General features: G+C 71.3%; 21 protein-coding genes and 1 pseudogene. 10 read left to right on the forward strand and 12 right to left on the reverse strand.

Features of this window, described 5'->3' with window-relative positions; all coding sequences use genetic code 11:
• Nucleotides 1-328: 328 nt before the first annotated feature.
• On the forward strand, nucleotides 329-1,054 hold the full coding sequence (locus ACZ4RZ_RS47705; RefSeq protein ID WP_467753870.1) for a DUF4328 domain-containing protein: 726 nt from the start codon (nucleotides 329-331) through the stop codon (nucleotides 1,052-1,054).
• A gap of 332 nt (nucleotides 1,055-1,386) precedes the next feature.
• Here the strand turns inward: ACZ4RZ_RS47705 and ACZ4RZ_RS47710 are convergent, their stop codons facing one another.
• The 3 genes from ACZ4RZ_RS47710 to ACZ4RZ_RS47720 form a co-directional block, all read right to left on the reverse strand.
• Complete coding sequence (locus tag ACZ4RZ_RS47710) at nucleotides 1,387-1,968, reverse strand: hypothetical protein (RefSeq protein WP_467753871.1); 582 nt, start codon at nucleotides 1,966-1,968, stop codon at nucleotides 1,387-1,389.
• Between the two features lie 119 nt (nucleotides 1,969-2,087).
• On the reverse strand, nucleotides 2,088-2,210 hold the full coding sequence (locus tag ACZ4RZ_RS47715) for a hypothetical protein (RefSeq protein WP_467753872.1): 123 nt from the start codon (nucleotides 2,208-2,210) through the stop codon (nucleotides 2,088-2,090).
• A 183-nt stretch (nucleotides 2,211-2,393) separates the two neighbouring features.
• Complete coding sequence (locus ACZ4RZ_RS47720) at nucleotides 2,394-2,726, reverse strand: hypothetical protein (RefSeq protein WP_467753873.1); 333 nt, start codon at nucleotides 2,724-2,726, stop codon at nucleotides 2,394-2,396.
• A gap of 181 nt (nucleotides 2,727-2,907) precedes the next feature.
• On the opposite strand from ACZ4RZ_RS47720, the gene ACZ4RZ_RS47725 reads away from it, so the two are divergent.
• From ACZ4RZ_RS47725 to ACZ4RZ_RS47740, 4 genes and pseudogenes are all read left to right on the forward strand, one after another.
• On the forward strand, nucleotides 2,908-3,387 hold the full coding sequence (locus ACZ4RZ_RS47725) for a MarR family winged helix-turn-helix transcriptional regulator (protein ID WP_467753874.1): 480 nt from the start codon (nucleotides 2,908-2,910) through the stop codon (nucleotides 3,385-3,387).
• A gap of 131 nt (nucleotides 3,388-3,518) precedes the next feature.
• Nucleotides 3,519-4,852, forward strand: a pseudogene (locus tag ACZ4RZ_RS47730) (MFS transporter).
• A 2-nt stretch (nucleotides 4,853-4,854) separates the two neighbouring features.
• A complete protein-coding gene (locus tag ACZ4RZ_RS47735; RefSeq protein WP_467753875.1) occupies nucleotides 4,855-5,442 on the forward strand; it encodes a hydrolase in 588 nt (195 codons plus the stop codon).
• 39 nt (nucleotides 5,443-5,481) lie between these two features.
• The gene (locus ACZ4RZ_RS47740; protein ID WP_467753876.1) at nucleotides 5,482-6,411 is read left to right on the forward strand and encodes a LysR family transcriptional regulator; all 930 of its coding nucleotides are present in this window, start codon (nucleotides 5,482-5,484) and stop codon (nucleotides 6,409-6,411) included.
• A 191-nt stretch (nucleotides 6,412-6,602) separates the two neighbouring features.
• Here ACZ4RZ_RS47740 and ACZ4RZ_RS47745 read toward each other — a convergent pair whose 3' ends face one another.
• Entirely contained in the window at nucleotides 6,603-7,517 is a 915-nt protein-coding gene (locus ACZ4RZ_RS47745) for a ketopantoate reductase family protein (protein ID WP_467753877.1), read from the reverse strand.
• Nucleotides 7,518-7,637: 120 nt separating this feature from the next.
• Nucleotides 7,638-8,411 carry an MBL fold metallo-hydrolase gene (locus ACZ4RZ_RS47750; RefSeq protein WP_467753878.1) on the reverse strand — a complete coding sequence of 258 codons (774 nt, stop codon included), beginning with the start codon at nucleotides 8,409-8,411 and terminating at the stop codon, nucleotides 7,638-7,640.
• A 60-nt stretch (nucleotides 8,412-8,471) separates the two neighbouring features.
• Between ACZ4RZ_RS47750 and ACZ4RZ_RS47755 the strand changes: the two genes are divergently transcribed.
• Nucleotides 8,472-8,702 (forward strand): DUF2277 domain-containing protein, encoded by a 231-nt coding sequence (locus ACZ4RZ_RS47755; protein ID WP_467753879.1) that lies wholly within the window; start codon nucleotides 8,472-8,474, stop codon nucleotides 8,700-8,702.
• Nucleotide 8,703: 1 nt separating this feature from the next.
• On the opposite strand, the gene ACZ4RZ_RS47760 is transcribed toward ACZ4RZ_RS47755, so the two are convergent.
• The 5 genes from ACZ4RZ_RS47760 to ACZ4RZ_RS47780 all read right to left on the reverse strand — a co-directional run bounded on the left by ACZ4RZ_RS47760 (nucleotide 8,704) and on the right by ACZ4RZ_RS47780 (nucleotide 14,633).
• Nucleotides 8,704-9,327, reverse strand: coding sequence for a DedA family protein (locus tag ACZ4RZ_RS47760; RefSeq protein WP_467753880.1), 624 nt, complete (start codon nucleotides 9,325-9,327; stop codon nucleotides 8,704-8,706).
• A gap of 216 nt (nucleotides 9,328-9,543) precedes the next feature.
• The gene (locus ACZ4RZ_RS47765) at nucleotides 9,544-9,993 is read right to left on the reverse strand and encodes a DoxX family protein (RefSeq protein WP_467753881.1); all 450 of its coding nucleotides are present in this window, start codon (nucleotides 9,991-9,993) and stop codon (nucleotides 9,544-9,546) included.
• Nucleotides 9,994-10,079: 86 nt separating this feature from the next.
• A complete protein-coding gene (locus ACZ4RZ_RS47770; RefSeq protein WP_467753882.1) occupies nucleotides 10,080-12,056 on the reverse strand; it encodes an FAD/NAD(P)-binding protein in 1,977 nt (658 codons plus the stop codon).
• Between the two features lie 189 nt (nucleotides 12,057-12,245).
• Entirely contained in the window at nucleotides 12,246-13,883 is a 1,638-nt protein-coding gene (locus ACZ4RZ_RS47775) for an alkaline phosphatase D family protein (protein WP_467753884.1), read from the reverse strand.
• 105 nt (nucleotides 13,884-13,988) lie between these two features.
• On the reverse strand, nucleotides 13,989-14,633 hold the full coding sequence (locus tag ACZ4RZ_RS47780; RefSeq protein ID WP_467753885.1) for an HNH endonuclease family protein: 645 nt from the start codon (nucleotides 14,631-14,633) through the stop codon (nucleotides 13,989-13,991).
• A 496-nt stretch (nucleotides 14,634-15,129) separates the two neighbouring features.
• Here ACZ4RZ_RS47780 and ACZ4RZ_RS47785 point away from each other — a divergent pair, with 496 nt between their 5' ends.
• Both ACZ4RZ_RS47785 and ACZ4RZ_RS47790 read left to right on the forward strand, forming a co-directional pair.
• A complete protein-coding gene (locus tag ACZ4RZ_RS47785) occupies nucleotides 15,130-15,711 on the forward strand; it encodes a TMEM165/GDT1 family protein (RefSeq protein WP_467753887.1) in 582 nt (193 codons plus the stop codon).
• Nucleotides 15,712-16,171: 460 nt separating this feature from the next.
• Nucleotides 16,172-16,840 carry an HAD-IA family hydrolase gene (locus ACZ4RZ_RS47790; protein WP_467753888.1) on the forward strand — a complete coding sequence of 223 codons (669 nt, stop codon included), beginning with the start codon at nucleotides 16,172-16,174 and terminating at the stop codon, nucleotides 16,838-16,840.
• 513 nt (nucleotides 16,841-17,353) lie between these two features.
• Here the strand turns inward: ACZ4RZ_RS47790 and ACZ4RZ_RS47795 are convergent.
• Entirely contained in the window at nucleotides 17,354-17,614 is a 261-nt protein-coding gene (locus ACZ4RZ_RS47795) for a peptidoglycan-binding domain-containing protein (RefSeq protein ID WP_467753889.1), read from the reverse strand.
• On the opposite strand from ACZ4RZ_RS47795, the gene ACZ4RZ_RS47800 reads away from it, so the two are divergent.
• Nucleotides 17,604-18,467 carry a hypothetical protein gene (locus ACZ4RZ_RS47800; RefSeq protein WP_467753892.1) on the forward strand — a complete coding sequence of 288 codons (864 nt, stop codon included), beginning with the start codon at nucleotides 17,604-17,606 and terminating at the stop codon, nucleotides 18,465-18,467. The genes ACZ4RZ_RS47795 and ACZ4RZ_RS47800 overlap by 11 nt on opposite strands.
• A 330-nt stretch (nucleotides 18,468-18,797) precedes the next feature.
• A complete protein-coding gene (locus ACZ4RZ_RS47805) occupies nucleotides 18,798-20,921 on the forward strand; it encodes an MDR family MFS transporter (protein WP_467753894.1) in 2,124 nt (707 codons plus the stop codon).
• Between the two features lie 18 nt (nucleotides 20,922-20,939).
• On the opposite strand, the gene ACZ4RZ_RS47810 is transcribed toward ACZ4RZ_RS47805, so the two are convergent.
• Nucleotides 20,940-21,455 (reverse strand): GNAT family N-acetyltransferase, encoded by a 516-nt coding sequence (locus ACZ4RZ_RS47810; RefSeq protein ID WP_467753895.1) that lies wholly within the window; start codon nucleotides 21,453-21,455, stop codon nucleotides 20,940-20,942.
• Nucleotides 21,456-21,493: the final 38 nt, after the last annotated feature.

Raw genomic sequence — 21,493 nt, forward strand, 5'->3', positions numbered from 1 at the left:
CCTCCCCGGCATCACCCGGATCAGGCTGCCCTCAGCTCCACCCCCCTGCTACGACAGGTCGGCGGTGAAGGTCTCTCACCTCCACACGAAACACAACGCCTCACGGCGCAACTCGAAGCAGATCCAGCCGCCGCAGGCCGCGTTCCCGGTGTGCCGGAGATCGTGGAAGTGGACGTCAATCTCAGCGAGCGGGGCCGTGACTTCCGCTTGGCTCAGTGGTTAAGATCCCCCGCGACCTGCGGAAAGTCCGAACAGGCGGGCCTCCCGGAGGTACGGAATGGGTGGAAAAGCAGCGTCGCCAGGCGGGCTCGCCCGATGGACGTGCGGCATGCTCGCCTGCTTCGCGTTGACGACGGTGGCGACCGAGGCAGCAGGCTGGCACAAGTACCAGGTGCTACTGACACCACCGCTGACGCTGTCGGATGAAGGCGAGGTGGTCAGGGCCGACATGTGGTTCGGGAACCTGACCGGGTGGTGGCAGGCGGCGTTCTTCGCGACCATGCTGCTGTTCATCTTCTGGCTCGACAGCATGCGCTCACTCGCGGACACGGTGTGGCCCCAGGGGCAGCGCCGCCACCGTGCTTGGGTGTTCTTCGGGTGGCTGGTGCCACTGGGACAGCTGTTCATACCGAAGATGTTCATCAACGACCTGTGGGCTGCCGCCCAGCCGGCGATGCGGCGCCGTCGCGGCAGTCCTCTGCTCACCCTGTGGTGGCTCACCGTACTCGCCGCAGGCACCTGGGCCACGGGCGACTACTCGGCTCTGAAGCGGGCTGCAACCGCGGGCGACGCCCGTCAGGCCCTGCGGCATGTGATGCTCAGCGACGGTCTCCACATCGGAGCCGCCGCGGCAACAATCGCCGTCGTCTGGCGGTTGAGCGGCATGCTGCACCACGCTGTTGCCGAGGGGCAGCGAGACCCCGGCGGATCCGGCGAGCGCCTCGGCTCATCCGCGACCGCCGCAACCGACGAAGGCGCCCACGGCTCGGCGGTGCAGAGCGTCACTTCCGGGGGACAAGGTTCTGGTGGCTGCGGGGCGAGGAGGCCAGGATGATCCCCTGGGACTCGTTGGCAGGGGTCGGTATCCACCGGTCGGGCGGCGGCAGGCAGAGCATGAAGATCCACCCAAGGATCTTGTCGATCCAAGGATCTTGTTGATGATGCGCTGAGCGTCCTCGTCTCGTGCAGCGGCCGCAATATGGCTCGACAGGCCCCGGTAGTCCCGTACGAAGGCCAAGCCGAAGCAGAAGCAGAACGCTCCACGCGGCGAAGAGCACCAGGAGCAGCCAACGTGGAGGCGGACCGTAGTTCGTCGCCGTCTGCGCCGCGTTCATCGCGTGAGCGTAAGGCCATGTGCGACCGAGAGCGCCGTGCGCGACGCCAGACTCAGCGCTGACTGTTGCGGAATCCGATGACTACGGCACCCCACCAGCAGACTTGAGACACCAGAGCTGTCGTGGCTCCCCGGACGAGGAGGCGCGGGGCGAGCGCTGCAGTGCCCTGCTGCGTCATGCGCCTGTTCAGTAGCCCGGCCTGGAGGCCGTTGAGGGTGAGGACGAGTACCAGCCCCAACTTGACGCGGGTGAGGGTGGAGCCAAGGTCTGGGTGGAGCATGACGCCGCTGGCCACGAGACCGGCAAGGCCGGTCCAGATGGGGACGTGGAGGCGGCTCGTGCTGTTCAGGGCATCGCGCAGGGTGCACCGGCCCGTCAGACACAGGAGAGCGTAGTAGTCGGCCACCAGGACAGCTCCGAAGCCGAGCACGAGCGAGGCCAGGTGGGCAAAGAGCGCCACGGTGTGGAGGGCGGCATCCACCTGCAGATGCAGGGATATCCAGGCGCAGGCCGAGAGGCCCAGGCAGGCGGCGAGTGCGGCGGCTCCGACCGTCCACCAGGTGTCGTAGAGCCCCAGCCGCTGGGTGGGCGCTGCCTGAGGGGAAGCGGACGACTCCGAGGGCAGCACGGACACAGACGACTCCTAGGGCATGCACAGACAAGACTTAGGTAAGGCTCACCTAACGATGATTTCGAGTCAAGGTCGTCATGTGTGCGAAGTTCCAACCGCGACGCAAGCGTGATCAGAGCGTGTCACGCCCGCGGCCTGCGGAAACGATGCGCACCATCGTTCGCCTCGTCCGTGATCGCGTCGAAGTACTGCCATGCGTCCACTTCGATCACCTGCTCGGAGGCGCGGAGGTCCAGGATCGGCATGGCGGCATCCAGGGGGCGGCGAACTGCTCCCGGCTCGTGGAGATTGGCGTACGTGCGGTCCGGAAGGCGCACCAAATGGGCGGGCTGCGGCGCTTTCCGATGCAGGGGTGTTGGGATGGCCGGATGTGGGGGTGTGGGCCGGAGCGCCTTCTCGCTGGACCGTCCGTGGGTGCCCTACCGCCTTCAGGCCGGGTTCTCGTGCGCGTGCTTCAGCTTCATGCGGGCGTCGACCGTCTCCGGTGGTGCGATCTCCGCCCAGAAGCGGTGGCAGGTCACGAACACGGCGAGCTCGCGCTCCCGCTGTCGGAGCTTCTCCACCTCGGCCTGTTCGTCGGCGGTCCAGCCGGGGGAGGCGGGGCGCTCCACCTTGCGCCAGCCGCCCGAGTCGCTGAAGCCGTCCAGGGGCTCTACGGACCAGGGGAGTCGTTTCAGCAGGGCCAGCAGCTCGGCCCGGACCTGATGCAGCTCCTCCTGACCGGCCAGGAGGTCACTCGGAAAGTCATAGGTCGCAGCCACGCGGCAATGCTACGCCTGTTCGATTTTGCGATGCGAGTTCCTTCCGGGACTTCACGCGAACGGGTGGGCCGGACGGGCGCCCCCGCAGGTGAAGGCGTCCGCCTCAGGTGTTCCGGCGTGCGCAGTCCAGACTGTGCAGTTGAAACTGGACAGTCTGGACTGAAGGATTTACCATGATGCCATGGACGAGAGCCGTGGTGCCAGGGACGAGAACACCGAGGACGCCGCAGGGGTCTCCGAGTCCGCCGCCCGCGCCGCCCGCGATCTGCGGGTCGCGTTCAATCGGCTGCGGCGGCGGATCAGGGAAGTCTCCGAGACGGAGGACCTCACGCCCTCCCAGTTGTCCGCGCTGACACTGCTCAGCAAGAGCGGGGCCGCCACGACCAGCGGGCTGGCCGCGACCGAGGGGGTCCGGCCGCAGTCCATGGCCGCCACGCTCGCCGCGCTCGACCAGCACGGCCTGATCGCGCGCAGCCCGGACCCGGGGGACGGCCGACGGCAACTCGTCACGCTGACCGAAGCCGGACGCGAGCGGGTCGAGGGCACCCGGCAGGCTCGCCAGGAGTGGCTGGCCCGGGCCCTGAACGACCGCTGCACGGAGGCCGAGCGGCAGACCGTCATCGAGGCGATGGCCGTACTGGAACGGCTCACCCGGCCGTGATACCGAAGCCGAAACCCACCCGCGCCACCAGGGCTTCACGCACGCGCGCCACCCGGCCGTCGCGCACCAGAGCCGTCCGGCCGGCGCGCACCCCCCGCGGGGACGGCTTCGACCGGCGGCTGATCGCCCCGATGGTCCTCGGCTCCGTCCTGAACCCGGTCAACTCCTCGATGATCGCGGTGGCGTTGGTGCCGATCGGCGCCGCCTTCGGAGCCCCGCCCGGGGAGACGGCCTGGCTGGTCTCCGCGCTCTACCTGGCCACCGCCGTAGGCCAGCCCGTCATCGGACGGCTGGTCGACATGTACGGACCCCGGCGCCTCTACCTCATCGGTACGGGACTGGTGGGGGTCGCCGGGATCCTCGGCGCCCTCGCCCCCACCCTGGGCGCCCTGGTCGCCGCCCGGGTGCTGCTCGGATTCGGCACCTCGGCCGCCTATCCCGCGGCGATGCATCTCACCCGGAGCGAGGCCGAGCGCACCGGGCGCGACAGCCCGGCCGGGGTCCTGACCGCGCTCGCCGTCGCCGGTCAGACCGTCGCCGTCGTCGGCCCCACCCTCGGCGGACTGCTGATCGGCGTCGGCGGCTGGCGCACCATCTTCAGCGTCAACATCCCGCTGTCCCTCGCCTGTCTGGTCCTCGGGGCGCGACGCCTGTCGAAGAGGCAGAAAGGCTCAGGGGCGGCGGGTACGAGCAGGAACGTCGACCTCGTCGGCATGGTGCTGTTCGCCGGGCTGCTCGTCTCGCTGATGCTCTTCCTGATGAACCCGCGGGCCGCGCACTGGTATCTGCTCCTGCTCGCCGCCGCGGCGGCAACCGGCTTCGCGCTGCGGGAACTTCGGGTCGCCGAGCCGTTCATCGACCTGCGGGTGCTCGGCGGCAACCTGCCCATCCTCGCCACCTTTCTGCGCCAACTCCTGAGCTTCACCTCGGCGTACGCGTTCCTGTACGGGTTCACACAGTGGCTGGAGGAGGGGCGCGGGCTGCACGCCGCCGCCGCGGGGTCGTCCTGCTGCCGCTGTCCCTGAGTGCGCTGGTCGTCTCCGGTGTCACCGGGCGGCGCGAGGCAATCCGCGGAAAGCTCGTCGTCGGAAGTCTGGTCCAAGTCGCCGCGTGCGCGGGGCTGTTGCTGGTGCACTCCGGCAGTGCTGTCTGGTTGCTCGCCGCCGTCGGTGTCGTCATGGGCGTACCGCAGGGCCTCAATGGCCTGGCCAATCAGAGCGCGCTCTACCGGCAGGCCGACCCCGCCCGGATGGGCTCCGCGGCCGGACTGCTGCGCACCTTCATGTACCTCGGCGCGATGGCCGCCTCCGCCGCCACCGCGGCGTTCTTCCCGCACGGCGCCGACACCGGCGGCCTGCACGACCTGGCCCTCCTCATGCTCGCCGCAGCCGTCCTGCTCCTTGCGGCCACCCTCCTCGACCGTTCCCTCCCCCACCTCGCATCCCGAACCCCCGGAAAGGCCTGACCATGGCTCTCAGCACGCTCGACCCCCGTACCGCCCTCGTCGTCATCGACCTCCAGAACGGCATCGTCGGGAACCGGCGCCTCGCCCCGTACACCGCCGCCGAGGTCGTGGCCCGCGCGGGCCGACTCGCCGACGCCTTCCGCGAGCACGGCCTCCCGGTCGTCCTCGTACGGGTCACCGCGGCCGCCGACGGATCGGACGCCGCGCCCGGCCGCATCGACGGCGGCAGCCGCTCCCGCAGCTGGCCGGAGGGCTGGGACGTCATCGTCGACGAACTCGCCGGGCACCCCGAGGACATCACCGTCACCAAGCGGAACTGGGGCGCCTTCTACGGCACCGACCTCGACCTGCAGCTGCGCCGCCGCGGAATCACCCAGATCGTGCTGGCCGGCATCGCGACCAGCATCGGCGTCGAGTCCAGCGCCCGCGCCGCCCACGAACACGGCTACCACGTCACCCTGGCCACCGACGCCATGTCCGACATCGACGAAGTGACGCACCGCAACAGCGTCGAGCGGATCTTCCCTCGGCTCGGCGAGACCGGGACCACCGCGGAGATCGTCGAGCTGCTGGCCAAGACCCGCATCTGAGGTGAGGGTCCCGGGCCGCTCCCGATAGTTTGGGGCCTCGTGACCCTGGATGATCTGCGTGTTTTCGTCGCCGTCTGCCGGGCCGGCAGTCTCAGTGCCGTGGCCCGGGAGCTCGGCTGTACCCAGTCCGCGGTGAGCCAGCATGTACGGCGGCTGGAGCGGGAGGTCGGGGTCGGGCTCGTGGAGCGGCAGGCCCGGGGTGTCGTGCCGACACGCGCCGGGCGGGTGCTGGAGCGGGCCGCCGCCGAGGGCATATCCGGGCTCGACCTCGCGCTGCGGCGGCTCGACGAGATGGTGCGCGGGGGTGGTGGGGTGGTGCGGATCGCCACCGGCGGGGCCACCGTGCGGCATTTCATGGCGGACGCCGTGGTCGACTTCCGGCGGCGGTATCCGCAGGTGAGCCTGGAGTTCCAGACCGGGAGTTCGAGTCGCGGTTGTTTCGAGGCGCTCGGGGATCACGGGCTCGACCTCGCGTGGGTGACCCTCGGGCCGCCCGTGCGCGGGGTCGAGCAGCGGGCCGTCGTCGAACTGCCCTGGGTGCTCGCGGTGCGCGCCGACGACGAGCTCGCGGGGCGCGAGTGCGTCGAGGGGGCGGAGCTGGCCGGGATGCGGCTCATCGGGCTGCCCGAGAACTCCACCTCGCGGGCCCATCTCGACGCCGCCTACCGGGAGTTGGGGGTGCCGGCTGCCGCCTCCGACACCAGTGTCGCCGACTGGGACACCGCGATCCTGCTCGCCGAACTCGGCCTCGGTCACGCCGTCGTGCCCGCGCTGCCCGGCTGGCTCGGCCCCGGCCACCCCGGCCTCCGCTTCATCCCCCTCCCGGCCCTGCCACCTCTCACGGCCGGCTGGGCCGCGCGCCAGTGGGACGCACTGTCGCCCCCGGCCCGCGCCTTCGCCGACACGGTCACGCGGCACTGCGGGTCCGAGCTCGACATCGACATCGACGTCACCGTCGTACGGGGCTGAGGACCGTGTAGTCGCCCCCGCCGCCCCTACCCATTCCCGTCCACTGGGGCTGCGCCCCAGACCCCGCTGGGTTGTTCATCGGTTGCGGGTGGGTGGGGGCTGGTCGCGCAGTTCCCCGCGCCCCTGACGGGGCGCTGGTCGTGGTGTTCCCCGCGCCCCTGACGGGGCGCTGCGCCCCCACCCCGCGCTTCTCAAGCGCCGGGCAGGCTGGACGATGTCAGCTCGCTCACCAGCCTTGTCGCCACCGGCACTGGCACCCCGCCCCGCGCGGCCGCGCGCAGCAACGCGCCGCCGATCGCGTCCAGTTCGAGCGCGCGGCCGGCTTCGGCGTCGCGTTGCATAGAGGACTTCATCGCGGCGGGGAAGGCGTCGTAGCGGGCGAGGGTGGCCGCCGGGTCTACGGGGGCGCTGCTTGCCCGGCTGACAGCCGCGATCTCCTCCACCAGGGCCACCAACTCCTCGCGGTGGAGCGTGCGTACGTCGCCCAGGGACACCCCGTAGCGAGTCGTCAGCAGTGCGAGCGGCGCGAGGAACGACATCTTCGCCCACAGCGTCGCCGCCTCGTCGTCCTGGATCCGGACGCGCGCACCGGCCCACTCCAGGGCTCCGGCGAGCGCGTCGAGCCGTGCGCGTGGCACGGTGTCGCCGGTCAGGTCGATGTCCGCGAAGGGGCTGCCGTGCTCGATCAGGCCCGGGGCGAGGCGAGTCGACTCGACGCGGATCACCGCGGGTGCCACCTGCTCGGGGCGGTAGCGGTCGCGCAGGAACGCCGGGTGTTCGACGCCGTTCAGGAGCGGCACGACCAGGCCGGCGTCGCCCAGCGCCTTCGCCGGGACGCGCTCCAAGGCCGCGTCGAGCGCCGTGGCCTTGACCGCGATCAGGCACGCGTCGACGGGCTCGCGCAGCTCGGTGTCCGCCTCCACGCGCGCCGTGAAGTCGCCGAAGTGCGCGCTGCGTACGCGGATTCCGTCCGCGGCCAGCACCCGCGCGGTCTCGTCCCCGGCCAGGCAGATCACCCGGTGCTCCGCGCGCGCCAGAAGCGCCGCGAGCAGACCGCCGACCCCGCCCGGGCCCAGAACCGCCACTGTGAGCCGGTCATTCGCCATGAATCCTCGCCTCTCTCCACCGGGGCCCGAGTGAGGGCCCCGGCGATGATCACAAGCGCTGGACGCCCGAGTCAATCCTCGGGGAAGCTTGCCCAACCCCCAGGAAATGCTTGGGTGTTGTCAGGGGAGTGGTACGGAAGCCCCGGGCTCCAGCAGATGCAGCCGGTCCGTGAGTCCGGCCTCCGCGAACGCCTTCGTCAGTGTGGCGCCGTCCTGTGTGAAGTGGCCCCAGTGCTCGAAGTGCAGCGGCACGACATGGCGGGCGCCGAGGATCACGGCCGCCCGCGCCGCGTCCTCGCTCGTCAGGGTCAGCGGGGCGTCCGGCACCAGCGGGGTGCGCGCCGCGCCCGCGAACAGCACGGCCACGTCGAACGGGCCCTCGCGGCCGGCGATGTCCCGTACGACGTCCAGGGACGCGTTGTCGCCGCTCACGTACACCTTGGGCAGCCCGTCTCCGGACAGTACGAAGCCGGTGACCTCGCCCACGAGCGGCTCCGAGCCGTCAGGGCCATGCTGCGCGGGCACGGCGGTCACCCGCAGCAGACCGCCGTCGGGGCGCGGCAGTTCGACGTGCTCCCAGGACGGCACGGCCCGCACGGGCGCGCCGATACGGTCGTACGCCGATGCGGTCGACAGGGTCAGCGGGGCGCCCGCGAGATATGTGCGCCCGGACGCGTCGAGGTTGTCCGGGTGCTGGTCGTGCGAGAGCAGTACGGCGTCGACCGCACCGAGCTCCGCGGCCGGGAGCGCGGGTCCGGCCGTCTTCACCAGCTTGCGCGCGCCGATGGGGTACTCGCCGGGAGCGTCGAAGGTGGGGTCGGTGAGCAGTCGTACGCCGCGGAGCGCGATGACGGCCGTGGGGCCGCCGATGTAGGTGATCTCCACAGGGGTCATGCTCTGCACAATCTGTGGAGCGCTCGACGGTATTCCCGAGGTCTGCGCGAGACTGTACGTATGTGCCGCAGCATCAAGACCCTCCGCCCGCCCGTGCTCCCCGAAGAGGCCACCGAGGAGGAGATCCGAGCCGCCGCCCTTCAGTATGTCCGCAAGGTGTCCGGCTTCCGCGCCCCGGCCGCCCACAACCGTGAGGTCTTCGACCACGCGGTCGAGGCGGTCGCGGCGGCGACGGCCGAGCTGTTGGGCGGCCTGGAGGTACGCGGCGCGGCGGCTCAGCGCGCCGGATAGGTCAGGCGCCCGTGCCCGACTCCTGTGGTGCGGGGCGGCGCATCAGATACGCCGCCCCGGCGCCCGCGGCGAACAACGCCGCGAAGGACACCCCCGTGGCGAGCCAGGTCGCGCCCAGCCACTGACCGCCGAAGTAGCCGAGGGCGACGCTGTACCCGGCCCAGGCCAGGCCCGCGAGTATGGACCAGGGCAGGAACTCGCGGACCCGGCGGTGGGCCGCGCCGGCGCCGAGCGAGACGACCGAGCGGCCGGCCGGGGCGAAGCGGGCGATGACGACCAGGACGCCGCCGCCGCGCGAGAGGGCCACGCCGAGACGTTCCTGCGCGCTGGTCAGGCGGCGGGAGCGGGCGATGGCACGGTCCAGACGTTCGCCGCCGCGCCAGGCCAGGCGGTATGCCACCAGGTCGCCGAGGACGGAGGCCGTGGCCGCGCAGAGGGTGAGCATCAGGATGTCGGGCACGGCGTGCGGGACGGCGCCGGTGGCCGAGCCCGCCGCGGCCGTGGCCGCCGTGATCACCAGCACACCGCTCGGCAGGACCGGCAGGAACACATCAAGTAGAACGGACACGGCCACCGCCGCGTAGATCCATGGGCTGCCCGTCAGCGACCCCACGCTCTCCAGCACTGAAACACTCCCCTGAAATCCCCCGTAGGCACGACCACGCCGCGACGTCGCAGGGAGCGGCAGGGCGGCCTGTAACAGCCATACAGCGTACGCGGCGGGTGTGACAGGAGGTCCACGGGGGGCTCATGTGTCTGTCACATCACGTTCACTGGCTGCTGTCGACGCGCAGGCGCCCGCCTCCGGTTCGAGGAGGCGGGCGCCGATGTGCGCAGGGGGTCAGGCCGCGACCGGCTCCGAGGCCCGCTTGTCCTCGGTGGCCGAGGCCGTGCGGCCCGAGAGCAGCTGGTCGAGGCCGAGCGCGCCGGATCCGGTGAAGACGAGCAGGAGCATGGTCCAGCAGAACAGCACGGAGAGTTCGCCGCCGTTCTGGATCGGCCACAGGGCTGCCGACTGGTGCACGTCGAAGTACGCGTAGGCCATCGAGCCCGAGGAGATGAACGCGGCGGCGCGGGTGCCGAGGCCGAGCAGCACCAGGGTGCCGCCGACCAGCTGGATCACGGCCGCGTACCAGCCGGGCCAGGTGCCGGCGGAGATGGTGCCGCCGCCCATCGCGCCGCCGAGGACGCCGAAGAGCGAGGCGGCGCCGTGGCAGGCGAAGAGCAGGCCGACGACTGTGCGGAACAGGCCGATGGCGTAGGGCTGGGCGCTGTTGAGGCGTCCGGTCATGGGGGGTGACTCCTTCGGTCTGGTCTGGTCCAAGGGGGACCGGATCTTGGGGACGGAACCGAGTGAGGCATCCACGTTAGGCGAACCTAATCAATGCTTGCAAGTTCAACATTTGGCCATGGGCCCACCTCCGCTTGCGGTTCCGCTTGCGCCATCGCCGCACGTAGCACGGCCCGCGCCACCGCGTCGGCATCCGAAAGCGTGACCGAATCCACACCTGGCCTGGCCCCGGCCGCGGTCACCCAGTGCACGCCCTCCGTGGGCACACCGAAGGCGAACCGCCGTGCGTGCGCACGACCTTGACGGTCGATCAGGCGGTAGGGGCGCGCTGTTACGTCCAGCCCTCCGGTTTCGTAACCGTCCACGGTGTGCGGGCGGCACTGCCCCGTCTTCAGCAGCCGGGCGAGCAGTTCGTCGGCCGTCCGTCGCAGGTCCGGTTCCGGTAGTCGCGCCTCCACGAGGGTCGTCGTCCGTACGACCGAACCCGGCACGTCGGGAGAGTGCGCGAGCCACGCCCCGTCCTCGGCCCGCACGTCGAGGCGCGGGCCGAGGACGTCCAGGACGCCCGCCTCGATCAGCGCGGCCATCTCCTGGACGCGCCGCCGGGGCGGTCCGATGGAGAGGAAGGCGTTGAGCGGCGTATACCAACGGTCCAGGTGCGCCCGGCGCGAATCGCCCGACAGCCCGCCGTGGTCCACGATCTGGCGCAGTTCGTTGCGCAGATCGCGCAGCACGTCGAGGGCGGCTTTCAGGGGCCCTTCGACATTTCCGAGCGCGGCCTGCCGGGCGTCCTCGCGCAGCTGGCCGAGCAGCCACTCCCGCCAGGCTTCGGGGCCGGTGAAGGTGTGTCCGGCGTACGGGCGTGACAGGTGGTCCCAGGACCAGCGCTCGGCGGCGGCGATGCCGAACTCGTCGAGCAGATCGGCCTCTTGGGGGCTCCGGTGCGGGACGGCGAGGAAGCGGTCCCGGAAGTCCAGGCCCTGCGGCTTGCCCAACAAACCCTCGTAATAGACCGTTTCCACCTCCTTGGCGACCAACGGCCATATCTCGCGCAGGAAGTCCGGCGCGTCACCGGAGTCCGCGCGTTTGCGGAAGCGGGAGATCATCTCGTCGGTGAGGACGAGCGGGGTGTGGCGGCCGTACGGGCCCTTCGCGTTGTCGCCGCGCGCCTGGTACGGGATGCCGCGCCGCGAGCCGGCGTACAGCCGGGGTTCGTCGCCCGAGGGCAGATAGCGCAAGCCCGCGTGGGTCCGGACGAAGCGGCCGCCGCGGCCCGTGGTCAGCAGGGCCATGTGGTCGAAGAAGTTGAGGCCCAGGCCGCGCAGCAGCACCGGTTCGCCGGGGGCGAGGGGCGACAGGTCGACGTCGGCCGGGTTGGCGGGGGGAATGTGCCGCAGGCCGTGCCGCTCGGCGTACGCGGCCAGGAGCCGCTGCGCGGGGTCCGCGAGCACCGGCAGATGGCCCTGCGCGAGGACCACGGCGGCGAGGTCCGACAGGGTGCGGCCGGTGGAGAGGTCGAGTGTCTGGCGGCCGTCGGGCGCGTCGGCGAGCCGTATCGCGCGGGCGGCGTGCACCTCGACGCGCACCGCGGCGGGCGCCCCGCCCACCACCTCGCCGAAAACCCACTGCAGGTAACGGCCGTACTCGGCGCGGGTCGGATAGTCGTCGGGGCCCAGTTCGCCGCCCGCCCAGGCGTGCAGGCTCGGCCCCGGACATATCGGCCCCGAGCAGTCCACGCTCTCGTCGGTGAAGAGGGTCACCTGCGAGGCCACCGTGTTCATCAGCAGATGCGGGGACTGTTCGGTGCGCCAGACGCGGCCGGGCCCGGGCGGGGCCGGATCGACGACATGCACCGTCAGCCGCGTGCCCGGCGCGAGGAGCTCGGGCGCGGAGGCGCACAGCCGCTCCAGAACACTGGTGCCGCGCGGACCCGCGCCGACAAGGGCGACGGAGACATCAGTGGTCCCGGAGGGCGACGGGGGTCCCCCCTGTTCGAGCGCAGCCGAGAACTCGGGGGAGGGTGCGGCAGACAAGGGTGTGACTCCCGGGCGTGTGGGGCGCATGGGCGGCAAACCATCCGCCGGAAGCGGACGGTCATGGCAGCAGACCGCCCGCTGGAAGCGGACGGTCCGCCTCATCATGCCGTCGTACGGTGCGGGAGCCGAGCCCTGGAGCGGATGATCGGCGCCGGGTGTGGGATGCGTCACGAGCATCACGGACAACGCACGCAACAACCGTATGCAATGGGCTTATTACGGGGTGAGTGCCGACTCCTCCACCGTCCTCAGCCGCGGACCCTCACCCCGTACGGGCCGCGCCTGTTCGAGCCGGAGCGACGCGGAACGCCCGCGCAGCGTCAGGGTCATCAACTGATTGCCGAACCAGGGCCCGCCGCTCTTGCGCCAGTCGACTGGCGGGTGCGCGCATCCGCCGTGCCGGGCGAACCGGTGGCCGAGGGTCCGCCCCAGTCCGCTCCATCCGAAGCGGAAGCCGAGTCGTATGGAGAGCGGGATGGAGTTGTGGACGGGGGAGCAGGTCAGTTGGAGAACCCGGGCGTCGGGCCCGGCGCCGGGCCATGAGGGCTCGGCGACATACGCGTGATGCACATCGCCGGACAGCACGCACACGGTGGCCGGTGCGTCCGTCCCCGACCCGGCCTCGGCGATCAGCGCCGTCAGCGCTTCGAACGACTCCGGGAACGCGGCCCAGTGCTCCAGGTCGGCCCGCCGGCGCAGATCCTCCCCGAACCGCGCCCAGCGCGCGCCCCGTTCGCCCCGGCACAGCGCGGCGTTCCACGCCTCGGCGTGGTGGACGAGAGGCGGCAGCAGCCAGGGGAGGGAGGTGCCGATGAGGAGGTGGTCGTACGAGCCGGGGGCGTCCAGCGCCTGCTCCCGCAGCCACTCCGCCTCACCCGGATCGAGCATCGCGCGGTTGTGCTCCTCCAGGACGCGGGCCCCGCGGGTGTCGAGCATGAGGACGCGGGTGCGGCCGAAGTCGCGGCGGTAGCTCCAGCGGACGGAGGCGGGGTCGGTGTCGGCCTGGGCGGCGAAGGCGCGCAGCACATCGGTGCCGTCGGGGGTTTCGCGCACGGCGGCGTACAGCAGGTCGTCGGAGAGCTCGCGCGGGGAGAGGTTGCCGAGGTGCTGATGGACCCAGTACGACATCAGGCCGCTCAGCAGCCGCTCGCGCCACCACGGGGTGGCATGCATGTCGGCGAGCCAGGCGGCGCTGGTGTTCCAGTCGTCGATGACGTCGTGGTCGTCGAAGATCATGCAGCTCGGGACGGTGGAGAGGAGCCAGCGGATCTCGGGGTCGAGCCACGATTCGTAGTAGAGCCGGGTGTACTCCTCGTAGTCCGCGACCTGGTTGCCCGGCGGGTCGGCGAGACCGCGCCGCGCGGCGATCCACCGGCGGGTGGCCTTGGAGACCTCGTCCGCGTACACCTGGTCGCCCAACAGCAGCAGTACGTCGGGGCGTTCACCGTCGGGGTCCGAGGCGATGCGGGCGGCAAGGGTGTCCAGCGCGTCCGGACCCACCGGGTCCTTCTCGTCCGCGGGCGGCGCGGCCCAGCGGCAGGAGCCGAAGGTGACGCGGACGGCGGCGTCCTCGCCGGGGGTGCGGACGGCCGAGGGCGGGAACGGGGAGCCGGGCAGCGGCCAGACGGGGTTCCCGTCCAGCAGCACCTCGTACGACGAGACCGTGCCCGGAGTCAGACCTGTCACTGGCACCAACGCGTAGTGGTGGCCCGCGACTTGAAAGGTACGTGCCGCACCGCGGGCGCCGTCGGCGCATCGCACCTCGGCGACGCACGGACGGCTCGCCTCGACCCAGAAGGTCGCGGACGAGCCGTCGACGTACCTCAGCAGCGGTCCCAGACGCAGCTCCGCCATGGTGATCACCCTCCTCCGTCGCCCCGTACGGTACGGAACGACGGAGGTCAGTGGCGAGGTTCCGGCGGAACCCGGTGGATCAGCGGCTGTTTCCGGGGAACTGGATCAGCAGCCGGAGAGGTAGCTCGTGAGCGCGCTCTTCTCGGCGGAGTCGACCGAGAGGTTGTAGTAGTACTTCACCTGCACCCAGGCGCGGACGTATGTGCAGCGGTAAGCGGTGCGCGACGGCATCCAGGTGGCCGGGTCCTGGTCGCCCTTGGACTGGTTCACATTGTCCGTGACGGCGAGGAGCTGCGGACGGGTCACGTCGTTGGCGAAGGCCTGACGCTGGGAGGTGGTCCACTTGCCGGCGCCCGAGTCCCAGGCCTCGGCGAGCGGGACGAGGTGGTCGATGTCGACGTCGGAGGCCGCGGACCAGGTGGCGCCGTCGTAGGGGGAGTACCAACTGCCGCTCGTGGCCACGCAGGCGGAGTCGGTGACGACATTCGAACCGTCGCGCTTGAGGATGTACTCACGGGTGTTGCACGTGCCGCTGATGGTGATCCAGGTCGGGAACAAGTCGCGGCTGTAGCCGGTGCGGTTCTCGGTCGCCACGGTGAGCGAGGCGAGGTAGCTGCGGGCGGTGGCGCCGCTGACCGGGGTGGGCAGCGCGGCGGAGGCGGTCGGGCCGTTGAAAATCCCGGCCATGGCTATCAGGCCGGTCACGGCTGCGAGTATGCTCAGCCGTCGACGCGCGTAGACCTTTGGCATGGCGAACTCCCTTGGAGTGGGGGGGCGTTGGGGGCGAGCGAGCACATGCTTGCGGCGGCGGATTTCCGGAAGGTGTGGTTCGGGTAAGAAACTAGTGTCGTGTTCATGTCATAGCAATGCTTGCGACAAGAACGTTCGGTCGGTGCGAAGGGTTTCGCGGCGTGAGCGGGCTGCTGAGCCCTGGCGGGACCAAAGGCCCTACAGCGCCCGTCCGGGCATCCCGTACGATGGATGGCGCAGAAGGGGAGTAGCTCTTCGCCGGACCGTCGACATACTGCTCAGCTCGTCTGAGCCGGCGCCCGGAGGCAGGCCTCGTTCGAGGGGCCGGCCAGCGAGACCTTCGGCAAGCAGTGCACTGCCCGTGCCGTGTCTTTCGTTCGGCGTGGGTGCTCCTGCCCGCGCCCCCCGGTGCGGGTGCCGCTGTGTGCTGCCGTGCCGAAGTGTCGCAGCGCAGTCACAGCACTCTCGGTGGGGCAGCCCGACCGATTGAGGAATTTTGATCAGCTTCAGTGTGATGGCGCTCGTCTTCGGCGTCGTCTTCCTCGCCGAGCTGCCGGACAAGACCGCGCTCGCCGGCCTCGTCCTCGGCACGCGCTACCGCGCCTCGTACGTCTTCGCCGGTGTCGCCGCCGCCTTCGCCCTCCATGTCGCGCTCGCCGTCGCGGCGGGCAGCGTGCTGACGCTGCTGCCGCAGCAGATCGTGCACGCGCTGACCGGCGTCCTGTTCCTCGGCGGGGCGGCGGTCCTGCTGATGAAGAAGGACGAGGACGAGGGGGAGATTCGCAAGCCCGAGAACCAGAGCTTCTGGAAGGTCTCGGGGGCGGGCTTCATGCTCATCCTGGTCGCCGAGTTCGGCGACCTCACCCAGATCATGACGGCGAACCTCGCGGCCCGCTACGACGACCCGCTCTCCGTCGGCCTCGGTGCGGTCCTCGCGCTGTGGGCGGTCGCCGGGCTCGGCATCGTCGGGGGCAAGGCGCTGATGAAGCGGGTGCCGCTGCAGCTGATCACCAAGGTGGCGGCGGTGCTGATGCTGGGGCTGGGTGTGTGGAGTCTGTACGAGGCTGTCGCGGCCTGAGGTCTCGCGCCTGAGGCCTGCGGGGGCCGATGTGTGTTGACGCTGTCCGCCGGTAGGTGTGTCGGCGCTGTCCGTCGGTAGTGGCTCGGGGCCGTGCCGGTACCTCCGCCCGTCGCCGGTGGATCAGCGGTTGGCCTGCCAGGAGCCGTTTCCGGATCCGAACGTGAGCGACGGGCATTCGATGTACCGGCACGGCCCCTCCCGTGCGTTCGCGGGTGCGGGTGGGGGAGCTCGGTCCTCTCGGTGTCCGTACGGGGTCGAGGTGGCGTCCTCGTGGTGGCGTGAGGGTGGCCGTCGGGGTTGGGTCGGCTGAAGCGCAGGTCAGGGGTGGTGGCGCCGTGGGGGTCTCTTTTTGTATCGTGGAGGAACAAAGTGGCTCCCGCCCGCACTCCCTGACCGGCGGGCGGGGCCGCCTTGTCCCGGGGGCCACGCCTTGGCCCCCTTTCCCGCGCCTTGGAGCATGCCGATGACGGCCACCACCGTTCTGACCGCCCGCGCCCTCCTGCTCGACATGGACGGCACCCTCGTCAATTCCGACGTCGTCGTCGAGCGCTGCTGGCGCCGCTGGGCCGATCGGCACGGGCTGGACGGGGACGAGGTCATGAAGGTCGTCCACGGCAGGCAGGGATATGCCTCGATGGCGGTGCTGCTGCCGGATCGGCCGATGGAGCAGAACCACGCCGACAATGCGCGGATGCTCGCCGAGGAGACCGCCGACATGGACGGCGTCGTCGCGATTCCGGGTGCCGCGGAGTTCCTGGCCTCCCTTGCGGGAGTGCCGCACGCCCTTGTGACTTCCGCGGATGTGGCCCTGTCCAGCGCGCGGATGGCTGCCGCCGGGCTCGGACTTCCCGACGTGCGTGTCACGGCCGAGTCCGTCGGCGCGAGCAAGCCGGATCCCGAGGGGTTTCTGAAGGGGGCCGCCGAGCTGGGTGTCGCGCCCGAGGAGTGTGTCGTCTTCGAGGACTCCGGGGCGGGGATCGCGGCGGGGCGGGCTGCCGGTATGCGGGTCGTCGGGGTCGGGCCTCGGGCGGGCTTCCATCGGCCGGACGTCCTCGTCCGCGACCTTACGCAGGTGCGGGTGGAGTCCGCCGGGGGCGGCTTGATCCGGCTGTACATCGAAGGCTGAGGTCTTCTGGGGGGACCGTGAGTTTGCTCGCCCCCTCCGCCCCTACCCGTCCCGTACCTGGGGGCTGCCGCCGCCAGACCCCCGCTTCGGCCTTGACGGCCTCGTCCTCAAACGCCGGACGGGCTGAAAGATCAAGCCCCGGCCGGGGGATGGAGCCGACCGGGCGGGTGGGGACGGGAGCGGGTGGGTGAGTTGGTCGAGGCGTGCCGGCCGGTATGTGAAGGGGCTCGCGGAGTGGGTGGGACGCACCCGCAGCCGCCGACGCGTGCCACCATGCACCCGCCGACGCTCGCCGGTCGCACCCACCTGCACTCGCCGACGCATGCCACCACGCACCCGCACCCGCCGACGCACGGAAGGGGCCGTGCCGGTACATCACATGCCCCGTCGCTTACGTGGTTGCCAACAGGCAGGACCATGAAGCCCAAGCGATCTGCCGCCGGCGACGGGGCGGATGTACCGGCGCGGCCCCGACCTGCCCACCGGGCGTGGGCGAAGCGGCGCGGCCGTCGCTCACGGCTCCGTCGTCTCCGACTCCAGGCTTGTTCGGGTGGCCCCGCCGTACACACCCTGCTCGTCGTCCGTGATGCCCCGCGCCCACTGGTAGCGGCGCACGGCGTCCTCGACCTGGTTGTCGTACTTGCCGTCGTCGTTGCCCGTGTAGAGGGACAACTGGCGTAGGCGCAGTTGGAGTTCGGTGACGTCGGGGCCCTTGTCGCCGCGCCGCAGGGTCTGCACACGGCGTTCGTCCGAACCGTCGCGCGTGGGCTCCACCGAACCCGTCGCGTTCGCGGTCGTCGGCGTCTGCGTCGGCGTGGCCGACCGGGACGGCGTCGCCGACGCGCTCGACCGGGACGCCGAGGGCGATGGGCTCGCGCTGTGCGACGGAGCGGGGACGGCCTGCGCGGGCGCCGTGGACGACGCGCTCTCCGACGGCGCCGCCGAGGCCGTCGCGGACGACACCTCCGGCACGCTCGCCCGTACATCCTCCGGCAACGCCCCGTCCCGCGCGGGAGTGTCGTACGAGAACAGCCCGCTCGCGATCCCCGCCGCCGCGACGACGGCCACAACGGCTCCCGCGACGCCCAGCACAGCGGTACGCCGCCGACGCCGGGGCACGGACCGCTCGTCCGGGACGGCCGGCGGACCGGGCTCCGGGGACTGCTCCTGGAAGAGGTGCACATCGGCGGCACGCGGCTCGGACGGCACCGCGCCCAGCCGCACGGTCGCGTCGGACGGTACGGCAGCGAGCCGCATCGTGGGCGCGGAGGCGGAGTCCGACGCGGACCCGGCCCCAGCCCCGGACGCGGACCCGGCCCCAGCCCCGGACGCGGACCCGGCCCCAGCCCCGGACGCGGACCCGGCCCCGGACGCGGACCCGGCCCCGGATGCGGACCCGGCCCCGGCCCCAGCCCCGGACGCGGCCCCAGCCCCGGACGCGGACCCGGCCCCGGATGCGGACCCGGCCCCGGACGCGGACCCGAGGCCTTCCTCGACGCCGTCCGGTGCTACGGCTGCCTTCGGAGCGACGGCTCCCGCCGCCCCAGTCCCCTCCGGAACCCCGGTCTCGCCCGACGCGGCGGGCTCCGCTCCCCCCGCGGAGCCCCCCGCCCCCAGCTCCACATAGGGCCGAATCCGCAATGGATCGAAGTCCTCCGCCGCAGCCGCCTCCGCCGTGCGGGCGTCGCGCAGCGCGTCGGACGCCCGTTGCGTGCAGGCGCAGGACGGAGTGCCGTCCGGCGTGCGGGGTGCCGTGCACTCGGGGCAGACATGCCCGTTCGGTTCAGTCACGCGTGGGTCCCTCCCCCCTGGAGAACTCCAAAGATTATCCGGATGTCCCACACGCAATCTCCAGGAGTCCCCCGGAATCCTGGCCTCCGCGGGACTCAACAGGCCATAACCGGTCACACCGATCAGGATGGAGGTGACCGGGACCCTCGGTGCTCAGGGAGGCCGCATGACCGGGGATGCGCACGGCGCGGACGAGTCGACCGAAACGCGCGACGCGGACCGGCCGGCCGGCGTGAACGAGTCGGCCGTACGGCGGCGCACGGCGGCCGCCGCCGACGCCCGCGACAGCGTGCACGGCAGCGTCTTCGTCTCGATCGGCGCGCTCCTGCTGGGCATGCTGCTCGCCGCGCTGGACCAGACGATCGTGTCGACCGCGCTGCCGACCATCGTCAGCGACCTCGGCGGTCTGGAGCACCTGTCCTGGGTGGTCACCGCGTACCTGCTCGCGTCGACCGCGGCGACACCGCTGTGGGGCAAGCTCGGCGACCAGTACGGCCGGAAGAAGCTGTTCCAGACGGCGATCGTGATCTTCCTGATCGGCTCCGCGCTGTGCGGCATGGCGCAGAACATGCCCCAGCTCATCGGCTTCCGGGCGCTGCAAGGCCTCGGCGGCGGTGGGCTGCTGGTGCTGTCGATGGCGATCGTCGGCGACCTCGTCCCGCCGCGTGAACGGGGGAAGTACCAGGGGCTGTTCGGCGCCGTCTTCGGCGCGACCAGCGTGCTCGGGCCGCTGCTCGGCGGGCTCTTCACCGAGCATCTCAGCTGGCGCTGGGTGTTCTACATCAACCTGCCCGTCGGCATCGTCGCGCTCGCCGTGATCGCGACGGTCCTGCACATCCCCAGGAAGTCCGCGCAGCACGTCATCGACTACCTCGGCACGTTCCTCATCGCCGCGGTCGCCACCTGCCTGATCCTGGTGGCCTCGCTCGGCGGCACCACCTGGGGCTGGGGATCGGCCCAGATCATCGGCCTCGTCGTGCTGGGCGTGGTGCTGGCCGTGGCGTTCGTCGTGGTCGAGCAGCGGGCGGCCGAACCCGTCCTGCCGCTCAAACTCTTCCGCATTCGCACTTTCACGCTCTCCGCCGTCATCAGCTTCATCGTCGGCTTCGCGATGTTCGGCGCGATGACCTATCTGCCGACCTTCCTCCAGGTCGTCCAGGGCGTGTCGCCCACCCTGTCCGGTGTGCACATGCTGCCGATGGTGTTCGGTCTGCTGCTGTCGTCCACGGTCTCCGGACAGATCGTCAGCCGTACCGGCCGGTGGAAGGTGTTCCCCATCGTGGGCACCGGGGTCACGGCCATCGGTCTGCTGCTGCTCCACCAGCTCGACGAGAGCAGCAGCACCGGCGAGATGAGTTCGTACTTCTTCGTCTTCGGTCTGGGGCTCGGCCTGGTCATGCAGGTGCTGGTCCTGATCGTGCAGAACGCGGTGTCGTACGAGGATCTGGGCGTCGCCACCTCGGGCGCGACCTTCTTCCGCTCCATCGGCGCCTCGTTCGGCGTCGCGATCTTCGGCACGGTCTTCGCGAGTCGCCTCGGCGGCAATCTGACGGCCGTGCTCAGCGGGCAGCCGCTCCCCGCGGGCATCACCCCGAACTCCCTCAAGGCCGACCCGAAGGGCATCGCCGAGCTGCCGTCCACGCTGCGGCAGCCGGTGCTGCACGCGTACGCGTCGTCCATCACGGATGTCTTCCTGTACGCCGCCCCGGTCGCCGTGCTCGGCTTCGTACTGGCCTGGTTCCTGCGCGAGGACAAGCTGCGAGGGTCCGTCACGGCACCGGACGTCACCGAGACGCTCGCCACCAATCCGGTTCAGCGGTCGTCGTACGACGAGGTGTGCCGTGCGCTGTCCGTGCTCGGTACCCGGGAGGGGCGGCGCCAGATCTACGAGAAGATCACCGTGCGGGCGGGCCTGGACCTGCTGCCCGCAGCGAGCTGGCTGCTGCTGCGGATCAAGAAGTACGGGTGGGCCGAGCCCGCGGAGCTGGCCGAGCGCAGCACTGTTCCGCTGAGCGTCGTCCTCGCCGCCGCCCGGCAGGTCGAGGAGCGCGGGCTCGCGCTGCGCGAAGGACTCGACCTCGTGCTGACAGAGCAGGGCCGCGAGGCCGCCGACAAACTCGCCAAGGCTCGCGAGGAGTCCCTGGCCGAGCTGCTCGGCGACTGGTGGGGCCCGGACCGTCCGACCGACCTGACCAAGCTGGTCGAGGAGCTGAACGGCGAGATGTGCGGATCCGACGCGGAACAGCCGCACGACGGGGCGGTGCCGCGCCCGCATGGGAAGCCGGTCTGAGTCGGCGAACTCCCGGAGTCAGCCGGTCAGTTTCTTCCTGAACCAGTGCTCGGCGTAGATGTCGTCGTTGTGCGCCTCGGTCTCCTCGTAGTCGTGCCGGGCGTACAGTGCACGCGCCTCCACGAGGTCGCCGCGGGTGTCGAGGATCAGCCGCTCGGCGCCCAGGCCGCGGGCCGCCTCCTCGGCCGCCGCGAGCAGCACGGGGCCGCCGCCCTTGCCGCGCAGCTCCTGGCGGACGAACACGCGGCTCAGCTCGCCCGTCGTGGCGTCGAGCATCCGCACGCCCGCCGTGCCCCCGGGCTCGCCGTCGTACCGCGCGACCAGCAGCACCCCGGTGGGCGCCGCGAACTCGGCCCCCGTCCGCGCGGCGACCTCCCGCTCCAGCTCGTCGGGATCCGTCGTACGCCCTTCGTGCAGCAGATACCAGCGGTCGCTGACCTCCGTGTAGTACGCCCGCCAGAGTGCGGCGGCGACCGGGGAGTCGAAGGGCTCGGGAGCGACGGTCCAGGAAGTCGTCGTACGCGTACGGGTCATGACGGTCATTGTCCGAAGGCGCGGCACCCGGTCCGCAA

It is taken from the genome of Streptomyces sp. NPDC027189 (assembly GCF_055566975.1).

Excerpts from the sequence above, each read along its gene's own strand:
- ACZ4RZ_RS47770 (WP_467753882.1), bottom strand. The coding sequence starts at position 12,056 with ATGCGCCCCACACGCCCGGGAGTCACACCCTTGTCTGCCGCACCCTCC.
- ACZ4RZ_RS47755 (WP_467753879.1), top strand. The coding sequence starts at position 8,472 with ATGTGCCGCAGCATCAAGACCCTCCGCCCGCCCGTGCTCCCCGAAGAG.
- ACZ4RZ_RS47790 (WP_467753888.1), top strand. The coding sequence starts at position 16,172 with ATGCCGATGACGGCCACCACCGTTCTGACCGCCCGCGCCCTCCTGCTC.
- ACZ4RZ_RS47745 (WP_467753877.1), bottom strand. The coding sequence starts at position 7,517 with ATGGCGAATGACCGGCTCACAGTGGCGGTTCTGGGCCCGGGCGGGGTC.
- ACZ4RZ_RS47715 (WP_467753872.1), bottom strand. The coding sequence starts at position 2,210 with ATGCCGATCCTGGACCTCCGCGCCTCCGAGCAGGTGATCGAAGTGGAC.
- ACZ4RZ_RS47765 (WP_467753881.1), bottom strand. The coding sequence starts at position 9,993 with ATGACCGGACGCCTCAACAGCGCCCAGCCCTACGCCATCGGCCTGTTC.
- ACZ4RZ_RS47725 (WP_467753874.1), top strand. The coding sequence starts at position 2,908 with ATGGACGAGAGCCGTGGTGCCAGGGACGAGAACACCGAGGACGCCGCA.
- ACZ4RZ_RS47810 (WP_467753895.1), bottom strand. The coding sequence starts at position 21,455 with ATGACCCGTACGCGTACGACGACTTCCTGGACCGTCGCTCCCGAGCCC.
- ACZ4RZ_RS47780 (WP_467753885.1), bottom strand. The coding sequence starts at position 14,633 with ATGCCAAAGGTCTACGCGCGTCGACGGCTGAGCATACTCGCAGCCGTG.
- ACZ4RZ_RS47750 (WP_467753878.1), bottom strand. The coding sequence starts at position 8,411 with ATGACCCCTGTGGAGATCACCTACATCGGCGGCCCCACGGCCGTCATC.
- ACZ4RZ_RS47805 (WP_467753894.1), top strand. The coding sequence starts at position 18,798 with ATGACCGGGGATGCGCACGGCGCGGACGAGTCGACCGAAACGCGCGAC.
- ACZ4RZ_RS47735 (WP_467753875.1), top strand. The coding sequence starts at position 4,855 with ATGGCTCTCAGCACGCTCGACCCCCGTACCGCCCTCGTCGTCATCGAC.
- ACZ4RZ_RS47775 (WP_467753884.1), bottom strand. The coding sequence starts at position 13,883 with ATGGCGGAGCTGCGTCTGGGACCGCTGCTGAGGTACGTCGACGGCTCG.
- ACZ4RZ_RS47705 (WP_467753870.1), top strand. The coding sequence starts at position 329 with ATGCTCGCCTGCTTCGCGTTGACGACGGTGGCGACCGAGGCAGCAGGC.